The organism is Pseudomonas sp. BF-R-19 (assembly GCF_019956445.1).
GTDB lineage: Bacteria > Pseudomonadota > Gammaproteobacteria > Pseudomonadales > Pseudomonadaceae > Aquipseudomonas > Aquipseudomonas fluorescens_BH.
Window position 1 is genome coordinate 110,534 of the sequence record NZ_JAHBDN010000125.1, and the last position, 21,439, is coordinate 131,972.

The 21,439-nt window shown below is 61.3% G+C and carries 22 protein-coding genes and 3 pseudogenes; 8 read left to right on the forward strand and 17 right to left on the reverse strand.

Annotated features, from left to right (window positions below; translation table 11 throughout):
- The first annotated feature begins 182 nt into the window (after positions 1-182).
- A complete protein-coding gene (locus KGB28_RS31205) occupies positions 183-623 on the forward strand; it encodes a CBS domain-containing protein (RefSeq protein ID WP_007987990.1) in 441 nt (146 codons plus the stop codon).
- Positions 624-683: 60 nt separating this feature from the next.
- On the opposite strand, the gene KGB28_RS31210 is transcribed toward KGB28_RS31205, so the two are convergent.
- On the reverse strand, positions 684-1,307 hold the full coding sequence (locus KGB28_RS31210) for a glutathione S-transferase family protein (protein WP_223449288.1): 624 nt from the start codon (positions 1,305-1,307) through the stop codon (positions 684-686).
- Positions 1,308-1,568: 261 nt separating this feature from the next.
- Here KGB28_RS31210 and KGB28_RS31215 point away from each other — a divergent pair.
- Positions 1,569-1,805 (forward strand): annotated as a pseudogene (locus KGB28_RS31215) (phage infection protein); the annotation flags it as partial.
- A gap of 85 nt (positions 1,806-1,890) precedes the next feature.
- Here KGB28_RS31215 and KGB28_RS31220 read toward each other — a convergent pair.
- A complete protein-coding gene (locus KGB28_RS31220; protein WP_223449290.1) occupies positions 1,891-2,982 on the reverse strand; it encodes a DUF1615 domain-containing protein in 1,092 nt (363 codons plus the stop codon).
- Between the two features lie 140 nt (positions 2,983-3,122).
- Between KGB28_RS31220 and KGB28_RS31225 the strand changes: the two genes are divergently transcribed.
- On the forward strand, positions 3,123-4,658 hold the full coding sequence (locus tag KGB28_RS31225; RefSeq protein ID WP_223449291.1) for an FAD-dependent oxidoreductase: 1,536 nt from the start codon (positions 3,123-3,125) through the stop codon (positions 4,656-4,658).
- Positions 4,659-4,782: 124 nt separating this feature from the next.
- Here the strand turns inward: KGB28_RS31225 and hemB are convergent, their stop codons facing one another.
- Positions 4,783-5,757: a porphobilinogen synthase gene (gene hemB, locus KGB28_RS31230; RefSeq protein WP_223449292.1), complete on the reverse strand. Its 975-nt coding sequence runs from the start codon at positions 5,755-5,757 to the stop codon at positions 4,783-4,785.
- A gap of 243 nt (positions 5,758-6,000) precedes the next feature.
- The gene (locus KGB28_RS31235) at positions 6,001-6,711 is read right to left on the reverse strand and encodes a glutathione S-transferase family protein (RefSeq protein ID WP_223449293.1); all 711 of its coding nucleotides are present in this window, start codon (positions 6,709-6,711) and stop codon (positions 6,001-6,003) included.
- A gap of 368 nt (positions 6,712-7,079) precedes the next feature.
- Between KGB28_RS31235 and KGB28_RS31240 the strand changes: the two genes are divergently transcribed.
- Positions 7,080-7,751 (forward strand): histidine phosphatase family protein, encoded by a 672-nt coding sequence (locus KGB28_RS31240; protein WP_223449294.1) that lies wholly within the window; start codon positions 7,080-7,082, stop codon positions 7,749-7,751.
- Positions 7,752-7,889: 138 nt separating this feature from the next.
- Here the strand turns inward: KGB28_RS31240 and mnmH are convergent, their stop codons facing one another.
- From mnmH to KGB28_RS31265, 5 genes are all read right to left on the reverse strand, one after another.
- Positions 7,890-8,993: a tRNA 2-selenouridine(34) synthase MnmH gene (mnmH, locus tag KGB28_RS31245; protein WP_223449295.1), complete on the reverse strand. Its 1,104-nt coding sequence runs from the start codon at positions 8,991-8,993 to the stop codon at positions 7,890-7,892.
- A complete protein-coding gene (selD, locus tag KGB28_RS31250) occupies positions 8,993-10,027 on the reverse strand; it encodes a selenide, water dikinase SelD (protein ID WP_223449296.1) in 1,035 nt (344 codons plus the stop codon). The genes mnmH and selD overlap by 1 nt, the downstream gene beginning before the upstream one ends.
- A 90-nt stretch (positions 10,028-10,117) precedes the next feature.
- Complete coding sequence (locus KGB28_RS31255; RefSeq protein ID WP_223449297.1) at positions 10,118-11,074, reverse strand: zinc-binding alcohol dehydrogenase family protein; 957 nt, start codon at positions 11,072-11,074, stop codon at positions 10,118-10,120.
- 26 nt (positions 11,075-11,100) lie between these two features.
- The gene (locus tag KGB28_RS31260; protein WP_079246732.1) at positions 11,101-11,274 is read right to left on the reverse strand and encodes a DUF1427 family protein; all 174 of its coding nucleotides are present in this window, start codon (positions 11,272-11,274) and stop codon (positions 11,101-11,103) included.
- A 106-nt stretch (positions 11,275-11,380) separates the two neighbouring features.
- The gene (locus KGB28_RS31265; protein ID WP_223449298.1) at positions 11,381-12,160 is read right to left on the reverse strand and encodes an AraC family transcriptional regulator; all 780 of its coding nucleotides are present in this window, start codon (positions 12,158-12,160) and stop codon (positions 11,381-11,383) included.
- A gap of 147 nt (positions 12,161-12,307) precedes the next feature.
- On the opposite strand from KGB28_RS31265, the gene KGB28_RS31270 reads away from it, so the two are divergent.
- Both KGB28_RS31270 and KGB28_RS31275 read left to right on the forward strand, forming a co-directional pair.
- Positions 12,308-12,535 carry a DUF6555 family protein gene (locus KGB28_RS31270; protein ID WP_223449300.1) on the forward strand — a complete coding sequence of 76 codons (228 nt, stop codon included), beginning with the start codon at positions 12,308-12,310 and terminating at the stop codon, positions 12,533-12,535.
- 33 nt (positions 12,536-12,568) lie between these two features.
- A complete protein-coding gene (locus KGB28_RS31275) occupies positions 12,569-12,847 on the forward strand; it encodes a hypothetical protein (protein ID WP_223449302.1) in 279 nt (92 codons plus the stop codon).
- 27 nt (positions 12,848-12,874) lie between these two features.
- Here KGB28_RS31275 and KGB28_RS31280 read toward each other — a convergent pair whose 3' ends face one another.
- The 4 genes and pseudogenes from KGB28_RS31280 to KGB28_RS31290 all read right to left on the reverse strand — a co-directional run bounded on the left by KGB28_RS31280 (position 12,875) and on the right by KGB28_RS31290 (position 16,419).
- Positions 12,875-13,036, reverse strand: coding sequence for a metallothionein (locus KGB28_RS31280; protein ID WP_223449304.1), 162 nt, complete (start codon positions 13,034-13,036; stop codon positions 12,875-12,877).
- A 183-nt stretch (positions 13,037-13,219) separates the two neighbouring features.
- Positions 13,220-14,041 (reverse strand): methyl-accepting chemotaxis protein, encoded by an 822-nt coding sequence (locus KGB28_RS31945; RefSeq protein ID WP_411740616.1) that lies wholly within the window; start codon positions 14,039-14,041, stop codon positions 13,220-13,222.
- A gap of 36 nt (positions 14,042-14,077) precedes the next feature.
- A pseudogene (locus KGB28_RS31950) lies at positions 14,078-15,043 on the reverse strand (cache domain-containing protein); the annotation flags it as partial.
- A gap of 59 nt (positions 15,044-15,102) precedes the next feature.
- A complete protein-coding gene (locus tag KGB28_RS31290; RefSeq protein WP_223449307.1) occupies positions 15,103-16,419 on the reverse strand; it encodes a Na+/H+ antiporter family protein in 1,317 nt (438 codons plus the stop codon).
- A gap of 126 nt (positions 16,420-16,545) precedes the next feature.
- On the opposite strand from KGB28_RS31290, the gene KGB28_RS31580 reads away from it, so the two are divergent.
- Together KGB28_RS31580 and KGB28_RS31295 are read left to right on the forward strand one after the other, a co-directional pair.
- Entirely contained in the window at positions 16,546-16,671 is a 126-nt protein-coding gene (locus KGB28_RS31580) for a hypothetical protein (protein WP_263297002.1), read from the forward strand.
- A 309-nt stretch (positions 16,672-16,980) separates the two neighbouring features.
- Entirely contained in the window at positions 16,981-18,657 is a 1,677-nt protein-coding gene (locus KGB28_RS31295) for an MFS transporter (RefSeq protein WP_223449309.1), read from the forward strand.
- A 147-nt stretch (positions 18,658-18,804) separates the two neighbouring features.
- On the opposite strand, the gene KGB28_RS31300 is transcribed toward KGB28_RS31295, so the two are convergent.
- From KGB28_RS31300 to KGB28_RS31315, 4 genes and pseudogenes are all read right to left on the reverse strand, one after another.
- Complete coding sequence (locus KGB28_RS31300; RefSeq protein WP_150759591.1) at positions 18,805-20,121, reverse strand: sensor histidine kinase; 1,317 nt, start codon at positions 20,119-20,121, stop codon at positions 18,805-18,807.
- Positions 20,118-20,786, reverse strand: a complete 669-nt coding sequence (locus KGB28_RS31305; RefSeq protein ID WP_150725790.1) for a response regulator transcription factor — start codon at positions 20,784-20,786, stop codon at positions 20,118-20,120. The genes KGB28_RS31300 and KGB28_RS31305 overlap by 4 nt, the downstream gene beginning before the upstream one ends.
- A gap of 3 nt (positions 20,787-20,789) precedes the next feature.
- On the reverse strand, positions 20,790-21,110 hold the full coding sequence (locus KGB28_RS31310) for a PepSY domain-containing protein (RefSeq protein WP_223449311.1): 321 nt from the start codon (positions 21,108-21,110) through the stop codon (positions 20,790-20,792).
- Positions 21,110-21,283, reverse strand: a pseudogene (locus KGB28_RS31315) (peptidase); the annotation flags it as partial. The gene KGB28_RS31310 and the pseudogene KGB28_RS31315, both read right to left, overlap by 1 nt.
- Positions 21,284-21,439: the final 156 nt, after the last annotated feature.

Genomic DNA, 21,439 nt, shown 5'->3' on the forward strand with positions numbered 1-21,439 from the left:
CTGACAGTCCGCTTCGCGAGCAAGCCCGCTCCCACAAGGTGATTTACTGGCCTGAAAAGGAGACTTACGGAAGAAAAACCGCCAAATGACGTTTTTTGCGTGTTATCTGCCGCATTCGCCCTTGCCCTGAACGCTCGCGTCTACGATTCTTCAAGAACAACGACAACACCCGAGTAACCACCATGAAAACCGTCGCCCAACTGCTCAAGCTCAAAGATCAGAAAAACCAGGAAGTGCACCAGATCAAACCCGACCACATGGTGCTCGAAGCACTGATGAAGATGGCCGAGAAAAACGTCGGCGCCTTGCTGGTGGTGGAGAATGATGAAGTGCTGGGCATCATCAGCGAACGGGACTATGCACGCAAACTGGTGCTGCACGGCCGCTCTTCGGTGGGCACGCCGGTGCGCGACATCATGGTATCGCCGGTGATTACCGTTGACACCCATCAAACCGTGGAGACCTGCCTGGGCATCATGTCCGATAGACGCCTGCGTCACTTGCCGGTGGTCGAAGGCGGCAAATTGATCGGCCTGCTGTCGATCGGCGACCTGGTCAAGGAAGCGATTGCCGAACAGGCGGAACTGATCAAGCAGCTGGAACAGTACATTCGCGGGGAATAAGTCGACACGCCGAGGCCCCCCTGTGGGAGCAAGCCCGCTCCCACATTGGTTTTTGGGTGTTCAGGCCGGCCAATGCCGGGCGAACACCGGTGCCAGTGCCGGGTGGCGGTCGATGCGTTCCAGCCAGGCGAAAAAACCCGGCCGGGCATTGCGCAAATGTTCCCGGCTGCCCGCCCATCGCGAGATCACCGCCGCCAGCACATCCAGGGCCCCTGGCTTCTCGCTGCCCAGGTACAACTCGCCCGAGAACTGATCGGCAAATACCTCCCAACTCCAGTGCAGACGCCGGCGGGCGCCCTCCATGAGGTTCTGCCTGGACGACTCATCCGCCTCGGCCAGCCAGCGCTCGGGGTAATCGATGATGCCAATGGCCGCATAGCAATTGCTGACGATGTACGCCATGCCGCGAATGGCCTGGGCCCGCTCGGCCGGGTCTGGCGGCAACAACCCCGATGCGGGAAAGGTCAGCCCGAGGTGAATCAGGATCGCAGCGCTCTCGGTCAGGACGCCGCCATCGGGTAGCTGCAAGGTCGGAATCTGTTTGAGCGGATTGAGTTTCTCCAGCGCCTGGGCCGCCTCCGTGGATGCCTCGACATCGATGAAGCGATAAGGAATATCACAGAGTTCAAGGGCGGCTTCGATGGCCGCCGCCCCAGAGTTCTGATAACCGTAGAGCTGGTACATAAACGTCTCCTTGCACACCGCGATCTCTGCAGTGCCTCATCAATCGTCCCGGCAGAGGAACGCGCCAGCTATCCAGTGTAGAAGCCGCCGCCCACCACACCGCGGCCATCCGACGATCGCACCATCACGCTCACGAGGGGTCTGGCGTCGGTCCTATCACTGCCGTCGATGTTCACCATCACGTCAATGAAGTTCTCTTAAAAAATCTCCGGCGTAACATCTGCTCCATACCCACCCATAAGCACCCCGGAGCACACCATCATGAAACGCCAGACCCTCCTCAGCATCGCTTTCTCGGTTTTCGCAGTTAACGCTTTCGCCGCTACGTCTGCTCAACCTGTGGTCGCTGAAGGCGGCTCGGATCGTCTGATCGAAAACCGCGTCGCTGCCGATGGCTCCGACAAGTTGATGCAGAACCGCGTCGCTGAAGGCGGTTCCGACACACTTCTGCAAAACCGCGTCGCTGAAGGTGGCTCGGACCGTCTGATCGAAAGCCGCGCTGTCTGAATGCAGTGCTTTACCGCAGGACTCAAGGAAAACCCGGCCTCACCCGCCGGGTTTTTTATGCGTTTTTTCGCCGCGATTAATTTACTGCCCGCGCCATGCAGCGCTGGTAACGTTCATCGACCCGTTTGGCGAACCACGCGGTGGTGAGCTTGCGGGTGATTTTCGGGCTTTGCAGCACGATCCCCGGCAACACTTCACGGGGCAACGGCCGGCCCTCGGCCCGTTCGGCCAGTTCGAAAACCCGTCGATAGAGTTTGCTGTCTTCGAACGCCAGGGTTTTCCCCTCTTCCAGTTGCTCGCGGATCGTCGGATTGCGCATGTCCAGTTGCTTGCCGAGGGTACGCACGGCCAGTTCCGTGGTGCCGGGCATGATCGAACCGTAGCGCACCATGTCGCCATCCAGCGCCAACGGGATACCGGAAGCCCGACTCACTGCGTTCTGGAACGCAGCGTTACGGCTGGCGTACCAACCCGCGTTGAAGTCCGCAAAGCGGTACAACGGCTGTGGGTAACTCACCGGATACCCGAGCAGATGCGCGATGCCGAAATACATGCCGCCGCGCCGGGTGAACACTTCATGGCGAATCGAGCCTTTCACCGGGTACGGATAACCCTTGGCCTGCTGTTCGGCAAAATCGATGCCGACCTGCATCGGCCCGCCGGTATGCACCGGATTGAAGCCGCCGAACAGTTTTTTTCCCATCGGTACCATGTCGATGAAGTCGTCGAAAATGGCGCTCAGTTCCTTTTCACTGCGCACGGCATTCAGGCGGTTGCTGTAGCTTTTGCCGTTGGGCGAATCGAGCTTTAACGCACTGCTCACCAGCAGGCCGGGAATGTGTGCCTTGGCGGCGCGACGGTCGATCTCGTCGCGGGCGATCTTGCCCAGGCCCGGTACGCCAGGATTGACCTGAAAGGTCGACTCCTGTTCAGTCACCGCCAGCACCGAGCACAGGTTTTGCGTGGTCGGCGAGATGTCTTGCGCGGTAAACGCCACCTGGATATCCCTGGCCCAACCCTGGGGATCGGCAGCCTTGGCCGGCAGCAAACGCACAATCTCGGCCTTCACTTCGGCCGGGCTGCGCGCCACCGGTTCCTGGGTCCGCTGGCTGCCGCAACCGGCCAATACCAGCAACACGCCGACGCTTGTGATCAATCTGATTTGCATGTCGTTCCATCTAATCCGTTTGTCCGGGCCAACCATACGACCAATGGCAGGTCAGCGGCTACGTCCGTGGCAGTCCGACGGTTGCCGCCCTCCCCGACTGGACCATACTTGATTCACACAGCGAGGAGGAGGACAGGCTCATGCACCGCAGCGACGTGTTGATCATCGGCGCCGGCCCGACCGGGCTGGTCCTGGCGTTGTGGCTGAGCAAACTGGGTGTGCGCGTGCGGATCGTCGACAAAACCTCCGCCCCTGGCACCACGTCCCGGGCACTGGCCGTCCAGGCACGGACGCTGGAGTTGTATCGCCAGCTCGGGCTGGACGCCGCCGTGGTGCAACACGGCCATCAAGTAAAGGCCGGCAACTTCTGGGTCAAGGGTGAGCCCGTGGCGCACCTGCCCCTGTCCCAGATCGGTGAGGGCCTGACGCCCTACTCGTTTCTCGAGATCTTCCCGCAGGACGAACACGAACGGTTGCTGATCGATCGCCTGGAAACCTTCGGCATCACGGTGGAACGCAACACTGAACTGACAAGTTTCGAGCAAACCGCAGACGGCATCACGGCCACGCTGCACCTGCCCGACGGTCAGCAGGAAATCTGCCAGGCCTGTTACCTGGCCGGATGCGACGGTGCCCGGTCGATTGTGCGCAAGATCCTGGATACCGGATTTCCCGGCGGGACCTACCAGCAGATTTTCTACGTCGCCGACGTGCAGGCCAGCGGCCCGACATTCAATGGCGAACTGCATGTGGATCTCGACGAGGCGGACTTCCTCGCCGTATTCCCGTTGGCCGCCAGTGGTCGCGCGCGCTTGATCGGCACGGTGCGCGACGAGCGCGCCGAACATGCCGAGACCCTGCGCTTCGAGGACGTCAGCAGTCGGGCTATCGAACATATGAAGGTGCAGATCGAGCAACTGAACTGGTTCTCGACCTACCGCGTGCATCATCGGGTGGCGGATCACTTCCGCAAGGACCGGGCGTTTTTGCTCGGTGATGCCGCCCATGTGCACAGCCCGGCGGGCGGCCAGGGCATGAACACCGGGATTGGCGATGCCATCAACCTGGCCTGGAAACTGGCGGCCGTGCTGAGTGGCGGTGCCGAGGCCAGACTGCTCGACACCTATGAAACCGAGCGCATTGCGTTTGCGCGCAAACTGGTGGCCACCACCGACCGGGTCTTCACTTTCGTCACCGCCGACGGACCGATTGCCGATTTGCTGCGTACGCGCCTGGCCCCGTTCTTGTTACCGAAAATGACCTCGTTCGAAACCTCCCGCCAGTTCCTGTTTCGCACGGTGTCGCAGATCACCCTGAATTATCGTGGAATGCCGCTGAGCACGGGCGTTGCCGGGCACGTGCATGGTGGCGATCGCCTGCCCTGGGCCCATGACGGTGAGGGGGATAATTTCGAGTCGCTCAAGTGCCTGACCTGGCAGGTGCATGTCTATGGCGACAGCAGCGACGAGATGATCGCCTGGTGCCACGAGCACCACCTGCCACTGCATGTGTTCGACTGGCGACCGGCGTTCGAAGCGGCGGGCCTGGGGCGCAACGGCTTTTATCTGTTGCGGCCCGATACCTATGTGGCGATTGCCGAAACGTGCTCGGACCCGAAAGTGATCGAACGGTATTTCCGTGATCACGGGATCCGGCCGTTTTTTGGCGCGACCTGATTCAACACAGATCAAAATGTGGGAGCGGGCTTGCTCGCGAATGCAGAGTGTCAGTCAATACATCTGTCACTGACACTCAGCATTCGCGAGCAAGCCCGCTCCCACAAGGGTTATGCGGTGGCTTTCAGATCCCGGCCAGCGCCAGATCCATCGCAAAGTACGTAAAGATCAAGTCCGCCCCGGCCCGCTTGATCGCCCCCAGGCTCTCGCGCACAACACGGTCTTCATCGATGGCCCCGGCCTGGGCGGCAAACTTGATCATCGCGTACTCACCGCTCACCTGATAGGCCGACAGCGGCAGGCGCGAGGCTTCGCGGATGTCGCGGATGATGTCCAGGTACGCACCGGCCGGCTTGACCATCAGCGCATCGGCGCCTTCCTGTTCGTCGAGCAACGACTCGCGCACCGCTTCGCGGCGGTTCATCGGATTCATCTGGTAGCTTTTACGGTCGCCCTTGAGCGCACTGCCGCCCGCCTCGCGGAACGGGCCATAGAGCGCCGAGGCGAATTTGGTCGAATAGGCCATGATCGCCGTCTGGCTAAACCCGGCGTCGTCGAGCGCCCGGCGAATCGCCTGGACCTGCCCGTCCATCGCCGCCGAAGGGGCGATCACGTCGGCACCGGCACGGGCCGCCGCGACGGCTTGCCTGCCGAGGTTGATCAGGGTCTGGTCGTTGTCGACTTCATGGTTGTGCAGCACGCCGCAATGGCCGTGGTCGGTGTACTCGCAAAAACAGGTGTCGGACATCACGATCATTTCCGGCACCGCGTCCTTGGCGATGCGCGACATGCGCGAGACCAGGCCGTCATCGCGCCAGGTGTCGCTGCCGCTGCTGTCCAGGTGATGAGACACGCCGAAGGTCATCACCGACTTGATCCCGGCACGGGCGTAGCGCTCGATCTCGCCGGCCAGTTTCGACTCGGGAATGCGCATCACGCCCGGCATGCTTTTGATCGGCACGAAGTCGTCGATTTCTTCTTCGATGAAAATCGGCAGCACCAGGTCGTTCAGGCTGAATTCGGTCTCCTGGAACAGGCTGCGCAGGCTCGCATTGCGGCGCAGACGGCGTGGGCGTGCTTCGGGGAACTGACTGGACATGGGTATTCCTGAATTTCAGAGGACTAGGCGAAAGTCGCAGGGAGGCGAAGCTTATGCCCTGCGCGGCGCGGGACACAAACCCTGGGTGATCAACAAACTCTTGCAGGCTGGGCAACAATTCCTGCATCCAACACAGATCCACTGTGGGAGCGGGCTTGCTCGCGAAAGCGGTGTGTCAGTCACTGTAGATGTCGCCTGACACTACGCCTTCGCGAGCAAGCCCGCTCCCACAGGGGATGGGGTTCAACCTGAAACGGGACTTGGAATCTGCAACCCGCGCACCACCGCCGGCCGCGCCAGGAAACGCTCCAGCACCCGCGTGACGTTAGGGAAGTTCTGGATGCCTACCAGATCGCCAGCCTCGTAGAAACCGATCAGGTTGCGCACCCACGGGAAGGTAGCGATGTCGGCGATGGTGTAGCGCTCGCCCATGATCCAGTCGCGCCCTTGCAGCCTGCCGTCGAGCACTTGAAGCAGGCGCCTGCTTTCCTCGACGTAGCGGTCACGGGGGCGCTTGTCTTCGTAGTCCTTGCCGGCGAATTTGTTGAAAAACCCAAGCTGGCCGAACATCGGGCCAATGCCGCCCATCTGGAACATCAGCCACTGGATCGTTTCATAGCGCGCAGCCGATTCCTGGGCCAGCAGTTGCCCGCTCTTGTCGGCCAGGTAGATCAGAATCGCTCCGGATTCGAACAGCGCGAGCGGCTGGTCGTCCGGACCGTGGGGGTCGAGGATCGCCGGGATCTTGTTGTTGGGATTGAGGGAAAGAAATTCCGGGGACATCTGGTCGTTGGTGTCGAAGCCTACCCGGTGAGGTTCATACGGCAGGCCGATCTCTTCGAGCATGATCGAGACCTTGACGCCATTGGGGGTCGGCAAGGAGTACAGCTGAATCCACTCCGGGTACTGGGCAGGCCATTTGCGGGTGATGGGGAATGCGGACAGATCGGTCATGGGCGGGATCCACGAAGACATTGAGAGCGACGATCATAATGTAGATATCGGGTCAGCGAGCCCTTGACGCCATTAATCTGGCTGATAGGCGAGATCAAAAGAGATCACGACTGTTTCAACGCCATCCGGTGTAGGGTGTCCACAATTGTGCAACATCCTGTCGATAACCTTCGCTGCAAACCCATGAAGGTTACCGGTAAATTGCCGCGCACTCGGCCGGAATCGAACCAAACGGGTTCAGGGGACTCTGAGCACCACCCCTTTGAAAACGGACCGGCTTCAATGACATGGAAAACACCCGACGCAGGACAATCGTGGTGTAAAGGTTTGTCAGCCTTAACCGAATTGCGCTGAAGACACCTTTACTCATGAATCTGTTCAATTTTGCCAAACGCTTCAAACATCGCGCTTACCTTTTATTGCCCGCCCTCTTGGTGGTCAGCGCGTTGTTCCTGTCGCTGGAATCCGGCCTGAGTCGCGCCCAACCGATGGATGGCACCCAGACCCTGGTTTTCCTGCGCCACGGGGAAAAACCCGACGGTGGTCTGGGCCAGCTCAATTGCCAGGGACTGAACCGCGCCATCGACCTGGCCACGCTGCTGCCGGAAAAGTTCGGCAAGGCCAACTATGTGTTCGCGGCGAACCCGACCCGTAACGTCGAGGAAGGCGAGTTCGACAACTCCTACAGTTACATCCGCCCCCTGATGACCATCAGCCCCAGCGCCATCAAGCTGGGTCTGCCGGTGAACATCAATTTTTCCGCCAATGACACCAGTGACCTGGCCGATGAACTGCTCCACGACAAGTATCACAACGCGGTCATCTACACCGCCTGGTCCCACGGCTACCTGCCGGAGCTGATCAACAAGGTCGCCGGCGACGCCACCGGCAAGAAAATGACCATCACGGATGACTGGGAGTCCAGCGACTACGATTCGCTGTATGTGCTGACCCTGACCTGGCACAACGGCAAGGCCAGCTTGCAGAGCCATGTGTACAAGCAAGGTCTGGATAATGGCGCCGAAACCTGCCCGACCTGAGGTTTTGCGTTACTTGATCGGGCCCCTTCGCGAGCAAGCCCGCTCCCACATTCGATCTCCAGCGAACACAAATTTTGTGACCAGCGCTGATTAAATGTGGGAGCGGACTTGCTCGCGAAGGGGCCGGCAAAAGCCCCCTCAACCCTTCTGATTCACTCGCTCGCGCAGATACTCGAGAACCGCCCCCCGCTCCCCGGCAAACTCGATCCGTGCGTCTTTCTTTTCCCGCTGAAACGCGTACATCGGATCGTAATACTCACTCAGCAGTCCTTCGATCCAGCCCCGGTGCAGATCCACCGCGCCACTGCGGGCTTGCTCGGCCAACGCATCCTCCATCAAGACCAGCATGCGCCGATGACGCTCGCCACCCAGGCGCTTCTGCACATTGTTCAGGCTCGCCAGCAAGCGCTCGGAAAACAACGCAAAGCCGTCATCGCCATGCACGTCGATGAATTCGGCGCACAGATCCACCACGTAATCGCGCAGGATCCGCTCGACCCGACCTTCCAGGCTGTCTTCCAGCCACACCATCGGGAACTGCTGCATGCCCTGGTACAGCGGCAACGGCAGCGCACAACTGCCCACCGCACGGCTTTCGTCTTCCAATACGAACTGCTCGATGCCCCGGGCGCGTTTTTTCAGCACGTCGATGGCCAAGCGGTTCTCGAAGTCGATATTCGAGGGTTGGCCCGTGGCGCGCTTGCCGAAACTGGAACCGCGGTGGTTGGCATGACCTTCAAGGTCCACACTGTTGCCCAGTTGCGTAAGCACCTCGGTTTTGCCGGTGCCGGTCATCCCGCCCAACAGGACGAAATCGCACTGGGTCACGGCTTGATCGAGGGTGTCCAGCAGAAAGGTGCGCATGGCTTTGTAGCCGCCGCCCACCCGTGGATAGTCGATGCCGGCCTCGTCCTTGAGCCATTGCTGGACTATCTGCGAGCGCAAGCCGCCGCGAAAGCAATACAGCAGGCCATCCGGATGCGCCCGGGCAAAATCGGCCCAGGCCTGGATGCGTTCGGCCTTGACCGCGCCCGACACCAGTTGATGCCCCAGCACGATGGCCGCTTGCTGGCCGTGCTGCTTGTAGCAGGTGCCGACCCGCTGGCGTTCATGGTCATTCATCAACGGCAGGTTGATCACACCGGGAAACGCGCCCTTGTTGAACTCGACAGGCGCGCGGGCATCCATCATTGGCCGGTCGTTGAGGAAGATGTCGCGGTAATCAGTGCAGTCGACGAACATCAAGACACCTCGACTGCGTTGCTCTGTCGCTCGACCAGTTCACCGATCGGTTCCAGGTTCAGGCCCAGTTCGGCGGCCACCGAGAGGAATTGCTCGTTACCTTCCGGTGTCACGGCAATCAGCAGGCCGCCGCTGGTCTGCGGGTCGCAGAGCACGCGTTTGTGCAGTTCCTGAAGGCGTCCGAGCTTGCTGGCGTAGCTGTCGAAATTGCGCAGCGTCCCGCCCGGCACGCAGCCCTGTTCCAGGTAGTACTCGACCCCCGGCAGGCGCGGTACGCGGTCATATTCAATGCGCGCCGTGAGCTGGCTGCCGTCGGCCATTTCCACCAGGTGCCCGAGCAGGCCGAAACCGGTGACATCGGTCATCGCGGTGACGCCGGCGAGCTTGCCGAAACGGCTGCCGGGTTTGTTCAGGGTGCACATCCAGTCCCGGGCCAGGCCGATGTCGGCATGACGCAACTTGCCCTTTTTCTCGGCGGTCGTAAGGATGCCGATACCCAGGGGTTTGGTGAGATAGAGCAGGCAACCGGCGGTAGCGGTGTCGTTGCGCTTCATGTGGCGCTTTTCCACCAGGCCGGTGACGGCCAGGCCAAAGATCGGTTCCGGCGCGTCGATGGAGTGCCCGCCTGCCAGCGGGATGCCCGCCGCGTCACACACCGAACGCCCGCCGCGTATCACTTCCCGGGCAACTTCCGGCGCCAGCACGTTCACCGGCCAGCCCAGAATCGCAATCGCCATCAAGGGATCGCCGCCCATGGCGTAGATGTCGCTGATGGCGTTGGTGGCGGCAATTCGGCCGAAATCGAAGGGATCGTCGACGATCGGCATGAAAAAATCCGTGGTCGAGACCACGCCGCGTTCCTCATCGATGGCATACACCGCCGCGTCATCGCGCGAGGCATTGCCGACCCAAAGCTTCGGGTCGAGGTTCTGCGCCCCGCTGCCGGCCAGGATCACTTCCAGCACCTGGGGGGAAATCTTGCAACCGCAACCGGCGCCGTGGCTGTATTGGGTCAGGCGAATCGGCTCGCTCATTGGGGGTACCTCATTGGGTCAATGGGGCCGATTCTAGCAGAGCGAGGCACGCACAAGGCGTTGCACGGCCACGGACTTTGTGGGGGTGGGTTAAGGCAGCAGAATCACCTTGTCACCGCTGCCTTGATTCACTTCGGCATAGCGCTCCAGTCCTTCAGCCAATGGTGATTCGAACAGTCCCTGCGGCAACGGCAACAGGTCCTGATCGAAGAACCGGCCGAACTGCTCGAGCATCGCCGCACACGCCTGCACCCCGTACAGCAGCGAGTTGATTCCCACCACCGAGCCACCCTTGCGATACAACGCCAGGGCCGGCAACTGCACGCGACCGTCCACGGGCGCTGCAATGATCGCAATGCGGCCGAACGCGGCCAGGGCGGGTACCGAGGCCGACAGCCAGAAACCGGTGGTGTCGAAAATCACGTCGGCACCGCCGGCATAAACTGCGTTGACCTGAGCCCCGAGGTCTTCGGGTTTATCCAGTTGCAGGGTCTGATAACCCTGATCCTGCAAGTCCTTGACCTGCTCCGGACGCCGCGCGGCCGCCAGCACCTGGGCACCGCGCACCCTGGCCAAGGCCAGCGCGGCACTGCCGACCGCTCCGCCACCGATGACCAGCAATCGGGTTTCGGCCGTCACCAGGCTGCGTTCGAGTGCGTCCCACGCCGTGGTGTACGGCACACCGAGACTGGCAGCCTGGGCGAAGCTCAAATGCGTGGGTTTGAGCGCCACGCCGTTGGCCGGCAGCTTGACGAATTGCGCGTGGGAACCGTCGGCAAAAAAGCCCAGTTCCTTGCCCGTGCCCCAGACTTCCTGACCGATCAGCGCCTGTGGGCCGGCCACGACAACACCGGCAAAATCACGACCGGGAATCCGCGGCAAGGTGGTGTAGGGGAAACGTCCCAGCACGTTCTTCACATCGCTGGGGTTGAGGCCGGCAGCCTTGATCTCGACCAGCACTTCATCGGTGCCGGGCACAGGCGTAGGCACCTCGACGTAGCGCAGAGCCGAGAGTTCACCGGTTTTATCGAATTGCAGAGCTTTCATGGTCATATCCATCGAGTCGAAAAGGTTCAGGAGATCCAGCCAGCCACCAGCCCCCGCCCCATCGGCCAGAGCTTTTCGCCGGCGAGCATGCCGAGCAGGCCCACCAGCGCGATGGCCGGGGGTGCGGGGGAACGAAAATCCAGGGCGCCGTAGAGCAGACCGACGCCCAGACCGATGGCCAGTGACACGAGGTAGTTCATGGCAGACTCCGGGGGCAATTGAGGCATGCACCGAGTCTAGAGGGCGACGCCTGCGAGCATCGGCCAAGTGCTTCTGAATTTCGGCCAAAGCCTGGCCTCGGCGAATTCAGTCCTGGCGTTGCGCCGCAGGAAACTGCGAAGGGGCAACGCCCAGCTCACGGCGAAACATGTCGCTGAAGCTGCTCGGCGAATAGCCCAGCTCCCGGGCAATCGCGCTGACCGGTACGCCCTGGATCAACTCGGCCACCGCCGTCGCCAGTTGCACCTGACGCCGCCACTCGGCGAAGCCCATGCCCAAAACGTCCTTGAACAACCGCGCCAGGGTTCGCACGCTGGCACCGGCGGTTTCTGCATGCTGTTCGAACGGGATATCCAGCGACGGCGCCGACATGACCGCCTGACACAGGTTCATCAGCCGTCGGTCGGAATCGTCCGGCAGCGGGATTTTCAGCAGCGAACGCCTGGCCCGTTTGAGTTCCAGTAGCGCCAGGCCCACCAGTGCGTCGTAATACTCGGGCGACCCGTCGTTGCCCTGCTCCACCAGACCGACGATCAGCTCGCGTAGCAAGCCGCCGACCTCGATCACCTGAACGCTGTCATCCAGGGTCGCCGCCAAAGTAGGTCGCAGGTAGATATTGCGCATTTGCAGGTCCGAGACCACGCGTATTCCGTGGGGCACCCCCGGCGGCAACCACACCGCCCGCTGCGGCGGCACCACCAGTGCCTCGTGCGGCGTCTCGACCCACATCACCCCGCTCATTGCATACAGTAATTGCCCCCACACATGCTCATGGGGCTCGATGTACAACCCGCGCGGATAGGTGCGAGCCAACGGTTGCACTGGCACATCGGTGTCACTCAGGTCTGGGGGTGCGGCGAGGGCCATGGTCAATGTTCATTGGGGGTACGGGAAGTTTCCATGGTAACGGGGCGCCGAACTTGTCGCCAGCAACCGCCGCTTTCCGACAATCAGAGTGAATTTTCCTGATGGCAGGCGATCCTTTTATGTACAACAGGGAGGAACCGGGGTTTTATGAACAGTGCAAAATTATTCGTCATCGAGTACACCCTCCATGGCGATCCCAAGTCATTCATTATCCGCCTGGAAAAAATGGATAACGCAGAAGCCTGGCATTGGGCGAGCTGTGATGCCGGGGTGGGGCGAATCCCCCGATTCGGACGCGAGAAGGTGCAAAAGACCAGCAAGCCGATGGCTGAAAAATTCGGCGTGGAAAACGTCAAGTGGCGGCCGGCGAACTAATATCCGTTGACCATCAGGTTCGGGGGAAGGGACATGAGCGCAACACCCGTCTACAGCCCTGCGCAGCTGGACTACGGTCTGGACACGCCGACCGGCCGCATCACCAAAAGCACCGAGTGCCGGATCGGGCTGGAACAGGTCGAAAATGACCCATTCTGCTTCGCCATTCGCGTCCCGGCGCCACTGCCGGAAGATCTGGAGCAAGCCAGGACCCTGGTGCTACGGGTCGAAGGGCGGCGCTTGCAAGGTACCGTGCGCCACAGCGAACGTCTGGAGGATGACAGTCTCAGGCTGGAAGTGGAGCCGGACTAGGCTCCACTTTGACGTGTGCCGTGGTTTTCAGTGGGCACACTTGCAGCTTTGGGAAGCGCACTCCTCGCCGTGCTCGTGATGCTTGGCACAGGCTTCGCAGCAATAGTGCTTGCCGTGACGGGCAATCGGATGTTCACCGAGTTTGCAGGAACATTTCGGGCAATCGCAGATACTTTCGCGGTCAATCATGGGTCTGACTCCTCTTGTGTGGTCGCCAGTGCTCAGATGCACACCGTAAGTGTAGGAGCTGCCGCAGGCTGCGATCTTTTGTGGCGAGGGAGCTTGCTCGCGCTTGAGTGCGCAGCGTTCACAAGTTTTTTGGGCCGCTGCGCAGCCCAGCGCGAGCAAGCTCGCTCGCCACAAATGTTTTAATCAGATACGGAATTGACCCACCAGACTGCCCAGGCGCTGACCGAGGTCGGCCAGGCTGCGGGACGTTTGCGCGCCGAGTTGGGTTTCGTCGGCGACGCTGTCCACCGCCACGGCAATCTGATGCACGCTGCGGTTGATTTCTTCGGCCACGGCGGTCTGTTCTTCGGCGGCGCTGGCGATCTGTGCGTTCATCGAATTGATGGTCGCGATCAGCTGCGCCATGGCGTCCAGCGAAGCCCCCGCCTCGTTGGCCTGGGCCGAGGTGCCATCGCCGGCCTCGCTGGAGCGACGCATCGCCTCCACCGCCGACCGGGTGCCGGCCTGCAAGCGGTCGATCATGCCCTGGATTTCCTGGGTGCTGATTTGCGTGCGGCTGGCCAGCGCCCGCACTTCATCGGCCACCACCGCAAAGCCGCGCCCGGCCTCGCCGGCGCGGGCGGCTTCGATGGCCGCGTTGAGCGCCAGCAGGTTGGTCTGCTCGGCAATCGAGCGGATCACCCCGAGCACGCTGACAATCGACGACACGTCTTTTTGCAGGCTGTCGAGGGACACGCCGCTGCTGCGGATGTCGTCCACCAGGGCATGGATCTTCTCGATGCTGCCGGCCACCACGCGCTTGGCCGCCTGCCCTTCTTCGTCGGTCTGCTGGGCGGCGACCGCGGCGCTCTGCGCGCTCTTGGCCACTTCCTGGGCCGCCGCCGACATTTGGTTGATCGCCGTGGCCACCTGATCGGTCTCATGGCGCTGACGCTCCATGGCCTGGTCCGAGCGATTGGCCTGGTCGGACACCTGATTCACCAGCCCGGTCAGTTGCGAGGTCATTTCGGTGATCTGCCGTACCAAACCGTGGATCTTGTCGACGAAACGGTTGAACGAGCCGGCCAGTTCACCGAGTTCGTCCTGGCTGGTGATGGTCAGGCGACGGGTCAAGTCGCCCTCGCCCGCCGCGATGTCGTCGAGGTTGGCTTTCATCAAATGCAGCGGACGCAGAATGGTGTTGGCCAGCAACATCCCGGCGGCAGCGATCACCAACAGCACCACGACCGCCACGCCGACGATGCTCAGCACCATGCCTTGCATGCGTTCCTGGACCTTGGCTTCGACCACGGCCACTTGTGCTTCGATGCCATCGAGGTTGACCGAGGTGCCGACCGCCATGTCCCACTTCGGCAGGTATTCGGTGTAGCCGAGCTTGGGCACCAGCACCTGGGTATTGCCGGGCAATGTCGAGCTGTATTGCAGGTAGTGCGTACCGTCCCTGGCGACTTTCACCAGGTCGCGGTTGACGTAAACACCGTTCGGGTCGCGGTTGTCCTTGAAGCTCTGGCCCACGCCCTCGGGGCTGCTGGCCTTGAACAGGCGCACGGTGTTGGAGTCGTAGCCGAAGAAGTAGCCGTCCTTGCCATAGGTGATGCTCGACAGCAGCTTGATCACCTGGGCCCGCGCCGCCTCATCGCCAGGGGCGGCCGCGTCGTAGAGCGGTTTGATCGTGGTCATGGCCACGGCCACGTAGCTTTGCAGGGTCGCCTTGGCATCGCCGAGCAGGCGCTCGCGGGTCTGCTCGACTTCCTTGCGCGCCTGATCCTGAAGAATGAACAGCGTGGTCAGGCTGATGACCAGCGCAAACAGCAACACCGGGAGGACGGCAAGGGACAGGACTTTGGCCTTGAGGCTCATGCGCATGACGTTCACTCTTTTGATTTTGTTGGCGTGGTTAAAAGCTTTAACGGCACGCCGGGTCAAAAGTTGAACGCGGTCAGTCAGACCACTGTAGATCCCTTGTGGGAGCGGGCTTGCTCGCGAAAGCGGTGTGTCAGACAACATTTATAGTGACTGACACGCCCTCTTCGCGAGCAAGCCCGCTCCCACAGGGGGTCCGGGGATTACAGGACCATTGCGGCCACCCAGCCGAACGCCAGCAACGGCAGGTTGTAGTGCAGGAAGGTCGGGACCACGGTGTCCCAGATGTGATGGTGCTGGCCGTCGATGTTCAGGCCGGAGGTCGGGCCCAGGGTCGAGTCCGAAGCCGGCGAACCGGCGTCGCCCAGGGCACCGGCCGTGCCGACGATGCACACGATCGCCAACGGGCTGAAGCCCAGTTGCACGCACAGCGGCACGAAGATCGCCGCCAGGATCGGCACGGTGGAAAACGACGAGCCGATGCCCATGGTCACCAGCAACCCCACCAGCAACATCAGCAAGGCGCCAATGCCTTTGCTGTGGTCGATGTACGACGCCGACGACTCGACCAGCGTCTGCACCTCACCGGTGGCCTTCATCACTTCGGCAAACCCGGAGGCGGCGATCATGATGAAGCCGATCATCGCCATCATTTTCATGCCTTCGGTGAACAGGTCGTCGGTGTCGCGCCATTTGACGATGCCCGACACCGAGAAAATCAGGAAACCGGCCAGCGCACCGATGATCATCGAATCGAGCAACAACTGAATGATGAACGCCGCTGCAATGGCCACGCCGGCCACCATCAGGCTCAGCGGGTTGTATTGCACCGCCACTTGCTCGACCTGTTCGATCTTTGCCAAGTCGTAGACACGCTTCTTGCGGTAGCTGACAAACGCAATCAGCAGGCCCGCCACCATGCCCAGGGCCGGAATGCCCATGGCGTGGGTCACATTGATGCCGCTGATGTCCACACCGCTGCGGGCGACGTTGGCCAGCAGGATCTCATTGAGGAAAATGTTGCCGAAGCCCACCGGCAGGAACATGTAGGGCGTGATCAAACCGAAGGTCATGACACAGGTGATCAGGCGACGGTCCAGTTGCAGCTTGGTCAACACGTAGAGCAGCGGCGGCACCAGCAACGGAATGAATGCGATATGGATCGGCAGGATGTTCTGCGAGGCGATGGCCACGACCCAGAGCAGGCCAATCAGCAGCCATTTGACCTGGCCACCGCCATTGGCGTGCTGGCGATCGACCATCGCCAGGGCCTTGTCGGCCAGCGCATGGGCCATGCCGGACTTGGCAATGGCCACGGCGAAAGCACCGAGCAAGGCGTAGGACAACGCCACCGTCGCCCCGCCGCCGAGGCCGCTGTTGAAAGCCTTGAGGGTCGCCTCGATCCCCAGGCCACCGGTCAAACCACCTACCAGCGCACCGACGATCAGGGCGATCACCACATGCACGCGGGACAGGCTGAGGATCAGCATGATGCCGACCGCGGCAATGACTGCATTCATTTCGTTACCTCGTGACAAACGGAAAGAGTCCGTCCGGCAGTCTGCGAAAGCCGCCAGCGGATAAAAGGAATGGGTTTTATTAGAGGGCGCGCACTTTGCCGCAGAGTCGGCGCGGTGTCAAAGCTCGTGGGGACTCTGAGTGTGCAGTGGATTGCGATCTCCAGTGCTGCCGAAGAGCAAAGCGCGGTGGCCGAGGAGATCAACAGCCTGGCGAACCAGCAGCAGAGTTTGATGGATCAGTTCCGCGTTTAAGCCTTGCAAAATCCCCATGTGGGAGCGGGCTTGCTCGCGAATGCGGTGTGTCAGGCGCAATCTTTGCTGACTGACCCACCGCATTCGCGAGCAAGCCCGCTCCCACATTTGTTTCTGTGCGCTGCTCAATCAAATGATGGCGAGTGGATATCTGCCGGACCTTGATTATGCTTCACGGAACCTTGCAGCGTTTTCTGGCGTCAACCTGAATGCAAGCCCCGTAATCCGATGACATCAGCCCCAGGGCCTGGGTACGGTAAGTGTTGGTGGGAACTCCGGCCTACAACAAGAGCAAGACGGAGAATACTCATGGCAGCAATCGACAATGCAACCACGGGCAGCACGCCCAACCGCGGCCTCACCCGGGAGGAGCGCAAGGTCATTTTCGCCTCGTCCCTGGGCACCGTGTTCGAATGGTATGACTTCTACCTGTACGGCTCCCTCGCGGCGATCATCGCCAAACACTTCTTCGCCGGCGTCAACGAGACGACCTCCTTCATCTTCGCCCTGCTCGCCTTCGCCGCAGGCTTCGCCGTACGGCCCTTCGGCGCCATCGTGTTCGGTCGGCTGGGCGACATGATCGGGCGCAAACACACGTTCCTCATCACCATCGTGATCATGGGTATTTCCACGGCCGTGGTGGGTTTGCTGCCCGGCTATGCGAGCATCGGCGTCGCCGCGCCGATCATTCTGATCAGCCTGCGCCTGCTGCAGGGCCTGGCGCTGGGCGGTGAGTACGGCGGCGCAGCGACCTACGTGGCCGAACATGCACCCAAGGGCAAACGCGGCTTTTTCACCTCGTGGATCCAGACCACAGCAACCCTCGGCCTGTTTCTTTCACTGCTGGTGATCCTCGCCTGCCGCACCGCCCTGGGCACTGAAGCCTTCGAAGCCTGGGGCTGGCGGATTCCATTCCTGCTGTCGATCCTGCTGCTGATTATCTCGGTGTACATCCGCTTGCAGCTCAACGAGTCGCCGGTGTTCGTGAAAATGAAGGCCGAAGGCAAGTCTTCCAAGGCGCCGCTGACTGAATCCTTCGCACGCTGGGAGAACCTGAAGATCGTGATCATGGCCCTGCTCGGCGGCACCGCCGGCCAGGCGGTGGTCTGGTACACCGGGCAGTTCTATGCGCTGTTCTTCCTATTGCAGACATTGAAGATCGACCCGCAGACCGCCAACCTGCTGATTGCCGGCTCACTGCTGATCGGTACGCCGTTCTTCGTCATTTTCGGCAGCCTGTCCGACCGCATCGGGCGCAAGGGCATCATCATGGCCGGCTGCATCATCGCGGCACTGACTTACTTCCCGATCTTCCATGCGTTGACCCAATACGGTAACCCCGACGTGTTCATTGCGCAGGAGAAGAATCCGGTCACGGTAGTCGCCAATCCCGGCCAGTGCTCGTTCCAGTTCGACCCGGTGGGCAAGGCCAAATTCACCAGTTCCTGTGACCTGGCCAAGACCGTGCTGGCCAAAAAGGCCATCCCCTACAAGAACGTGAGCGCCGAGCCGGGCGCCGTTGCGCAGGTGCGCATTGGCGAGAAAGTGATCGAGAGCTTCGAGGGCACCGGCATGCCGGCTGCCGACTTCAAGGCCAAAAACGACGCCTTTACCGCCACCCTCGTCACCGCCCTCAAGGACGCCGGCTACCCCGAGAAGGCCGACCCGGCCAAGACCAACTACCCGATGGTGCTGTTGCTCCTGACCATCCTGGTGATCTATGTGACCATGGTCTACGGGCCGATTGCGGCCTGGCTGGTCGAACTATTCCCGGCACGCATCCGCTACACCTCGATGTCGCTTCCCTATCACATCGGCAATGGCTGGTTCGGTGGCTTCCTGCCGACGGTGGCGTTCGCCATGGTGGCGGCCACGGGGGATATCTACTACGGGCTGTGGTATCCGATTGTCATCGCAGTGATGACGGCCATTCTCGGCACGTTCTTCCTGCCGGAAACCAAGGATCGGGAGATTCATCACACATAAACCTGGTAAGCGCCCTCTCTCTCAGGAGTAACTCAATCTCTGTGGGAGCGGGCTTGCCCGCGATAGCGGTGGCACAGTCAATGATGATTTTGAATGTGATGGCCTCATCGCGGGCAAGCCCGCTCCCACAGGGTTCCGGGTGTGACTTCAGGTGTGTCTGGGCAACTCGATGACGACCTTCAACCCGCCCCACTCGCTTTCCAGCAACGACAGTTTGCCGCCCCAGCTATCGACGATGTCACGCACGATACCCAGCCCCAAACCATGCCCATGGGTTTGCTCATCCAGCCGCGTACCTCGGCCAAACACCTGATCGCGACGCTCTTCGGGAATGCCTGGGCCGTCATCTTCCACGCTGAGTTCAAAGCCCTCTGCAGTCTCGGCCACACTCAGGCGAACCTCGGCATCCGCCCATTTACAGGCGTTATCCAGCAGGTTGCCCAACAGCTCCAGCAGGTCTTCACGATCCCAGGGCAACTGCAGGCCGGCCGGTGCGCGATAGCTTAGCGCCAGGTGGTCGCCATGGATCATGTTCAGGGTTGCCAGCAACCCGGGGAGTTCGCCATCGCAATCAAACAGTGCGCCCGGCAACGCATCGCCGGACAACCGCGCACGATTGAGTTCGCGATTGAGCCGTTGCTCGACCTGTTGCAGTTGTTCCTTGAGGGTCTTGCGCAGTTGCGGATGCGCGTCGAGTTGCTCGCTTGAAGCCAGGCTCAACAGCACCGCCAGCGGGGTTTTCAAGGCGTGGCCGAGGTTGCCCAGGGCATTGCGTGAGCGCTTGAGGCTGTCCTCGGTGTGGGCCAGCAAGTGATTGATCTGCGCCACCAGTGGCTCCAGTTCCACTGGCACCTGATCGTCAAGTTGCGAGCGCTGGCCCTGTTGCAACTGCGCGATCTGCTCGCGAGCCTGCTCAAGCGGACGCAAGGCCCGGCGCACTGTAATCCGTTGCAGCAGCAGAATCAGCAGCAGCGCTGTCAAACCGAGGCCAAACCCGAGTTGTTGCATGCGCCGGAAGCTTTCGCGTATCGGCGTGTAATCCTCGGCGACACTGATGGAAATCGGCACGCCCGAACGTCGATAGTCCGTGCGCAACACCAGCAACTGTTGCCCTTCCGGCCCCAGTTGCAGGTTGCCGTGCAGGCCGGGGTGATCAAGCGCCGGCAGTTCCTGATCCCATAAGGAGCGGGAACGCCAGTGGCCGTCGGTGAAATCGATGCGGAAATAATGTCCGGAGAACGGCCGCTGATAAGCCGGTGACAGGCGTCGCTCATCCAGTTGCAAGCCTTGCGGCCCGCGCACCAGTGCCGCCAGCAGGTTCTCGCTGTCATTGCGCAACCCGGCTTCGAGGTAGCGCTGCAACCCCATTTCAAACAGCCACAGGCTGGTTTGCGCCAGCACCAGGCCAACGACCACCATCACGCTGATCAGGCCCAGGCTCAAGCGGCGCTGGATCGATCTCACCGGGCTTGCCCGCCGAACAGGTAGCCCTGGCCGCGACGGGTTTCAATCACACTTTTGCCCAGTTTGCGGCGCAAGTGGTTGACGTGGACTTCCAGCACATTGGAATCGCGCTCGGTTTCACCGTCGTAGAGGTGTTCGGCGAGGTGGCTTTTGGAGAGGATCTGCTCGGGGTGCAGCATGAAATAACGCAACAGGCGAAACTCCGCAGCGGTCAGCTGAATGTCCGCACCGTCGCGCACAACGCACTGGCGACCTTCGTCCAGATGCAGCCCGGCGGCCTTGAGCGTTGGCTGGTTGACCTGGCCATGGGAGCGGCGCAGCAACGCCTGGATGCGCAAAAACAGCTCTTCGGGATGGAATGGCTTGGTCAGATAATCGTCGGCGCCGGCCTTGAGGCCTTCGATGCGTTCGGCCCAGGAATCCCGGGCCGTAAGGATCAGCACCGGCGTCGCCAGACCCGCCGCGCGCCATTGCGCCAGCACCTCAAGCCCCGGCACGCCCGGCAAACCGAGGTCGAGGATGATCAGGTCGTAAGGTTCAGTACTGCCCTGATACACCGCATCGCGACCATCGGCCAGCCAGTCCACCGCATAACCCTGGCGGTTGAGGCCGGCCAGCAGTTCGTCGGCCAGGGGCACATGGTCTTCCACCAGCAGCAAACGCATGGATCAGTCTTCCTTGTCTTTGAGTAAACGGCCGGTGGTGGCGTCGATGCCCAATTCTCGGACCACGCCTTCAGGGGTCAACAACTCGACTTCATAAATGTAGACGTCGTGTTTTTCTTCGAGCTCGGCTTCCAGCAGTTTCGCACCGGGGTAGCGATCCATCGCCTGCAGCAGCAGTTGCTCCAGCGGCAGGATCACACCCTGTTGACGCAGGCGCAGGGCTTCATCCTGATCCAGGTCGCGGGCCATCACTGCCGAGCAAAATGCCAGAAGCAACAGCACCATCCGGCTGCCGGTGCATCGATTGAGTAAAAACACCTTCATTACCAATCCTGATGATCCTTGAGATCCTGCCCGCTGACAGCGTCTAATTCCAGATCCCGGTCGATGCCCTGCTGCCGATCACCGGGATACCTGGTCGGTGCGAGTGGTGTGAGCTTCTCGAAAGCCACAATGGTACCAGCGTCGCGCTATCTCAGCGTTGCATCGGGGTCCAGGCGAGCCACCTTAACCCGCTGAACTTAATTGAAGCTGAATTGCCATCATTGCTGACACCCCAGCCCCCTGTGGGAGCGGCGGTGCGGCGATCCGACTTGCTCGCGAAGAGGCCCTACCAGTCACTATCTCTGTTGAATGTCAGGCCGCTTTCGCGA

Coding starts and splice junctions, on each gene's coding strand:
- KGB28_RS31260 (WP_079246732.1), bottom strand. CDS start 11,274: ATGAACTACCTCGTGTCACTGGCCATCGGTCTGGGCGTCGGTCTGCTC.
- KGB28_RS31235 (WP_223449293.1), bottom strand. CDS start 6,711: ATGACCGATCTGTCCGCATTCCCCATCACCCGCAAATGGCCTGCCCAG.
- KGB28_RS31305 (WP_150725790.1), bottom strand. CDS start 20,786: ATGCGTTTGCTGCTGGTGGAAGACCATGTGCCCCTGGCCGACGAACTG.
- KGB28_RS31225 (WP_223449291.1), top strand. CDS start 3,123: ATGCACCGCAGCGACGTGTTGATCATCGGCGCCGGCCCGACCGGGCTG.
- KGB28_RS31275 (WP_223449302.1), top strand. CDS start 12,569: ATGAGCGCAACACCCGTCTACAGCCCTGCGCAGCTGGACTACGGTCTG.
- KGB28_RS31945 (WP_411740616.1), bottom strand. CDS start 14,041: ATGACCTCGCAACTGACCGGGCTGGTGAATCAGGTGTCCGACCAGGCC.
- hemB (WP_223449292.1), bottom strand. CDS start 5,757: ATGTCCAGTCAGTTCCCCGAAGCACGCCCACGCCGTCTGCGCCGCAAT.
- KGB28_RS31255 (WP_223449297.1), bottom strand. CDS start 11,074: ATGAAAGCTCTGCAATTCGATAAAACCGGTGAACTCTCGGCTCTGCGC.
- KGB28_RS31240 (WP_223449294.1), top strand. CDS start 7,080: ATGAATCTGTTCAATTTTGCCAAACGCTTCAAACATCGCGCTTACCTT.
- KGB28_RS31210 (WP_223449288.1), bottom strand. CDS start 1,307: ATGTACCAGCTCTACGGTTATCAGAACTCTGGGGCGGCGGCCATCGAA.
- KGB28_RS31290 (WP_223449307.1), bottom strand. CDS start 16,419: ATGAATGCAGTCATTGCCGCGGTCGGCATCATGCTGATCCTCAGCCTG.
- KGB28_RS31265 (WP_223449298.1), bottom strand. CDS start 12,160: ATGGCCCTCGCCGCACCCCCAGACCTGAGTGACACCGATGTGCCAGTG.
- KGB28_RS31295 (WP_223449309.1), top strand. CDS start 16,981: ATGGCAGCAATCGACAATGCAACCACGGGCAGCACGCCCAACCGCGGC.
- KGB28_RS31270 (WP_223449300.1), top strand. CDS start 12,308: ATGAACAGTGCAAAATTATTCGTCATCGAGTACACCCTCCATGGCGAT.
- KGB28_RS31220 (WP_223449290.1), bottom strand. CDS start 2,982: ATGCAAATCAGATTGATCACAAGCGTCGGCGTGTTGCTGGTATTGGCC.
- KGB28_RS31310 (WP_223449311.1), bottom strand. CDS start 21,110: ATGAAGGTGTTTTTACTCAATCGATGCACCGGCAGCCGGATGGTGCTG.
- KGB28_RS31280 (WP_223449304.1), bottom strand. CDS start 13,036: ATGATTGACCGCGAAAGTATCTGCGATTGCCCGAAATGTTCCTGCAAA.
- KGB28_RS31205 (WP_007987990.1), top strand. CDS start 183: ATGAAAACCGTCGCCCAACTGCTCAAGCTCAAAGATCAGAAAAACCAG.
- mnmH (WP_223449295.1), bottom strand. CDS start 8,993: ATGTTCGTCGACTGCACTGATTACCGCGACATCTTCCTCAACGACCGG.
- selD (WP_223449296.1), bottom strand. CDS start 10,027: ATGAGCGAGCCGATTCGCCTGACCCAATACAGCCACGGCGCCGGTTGC.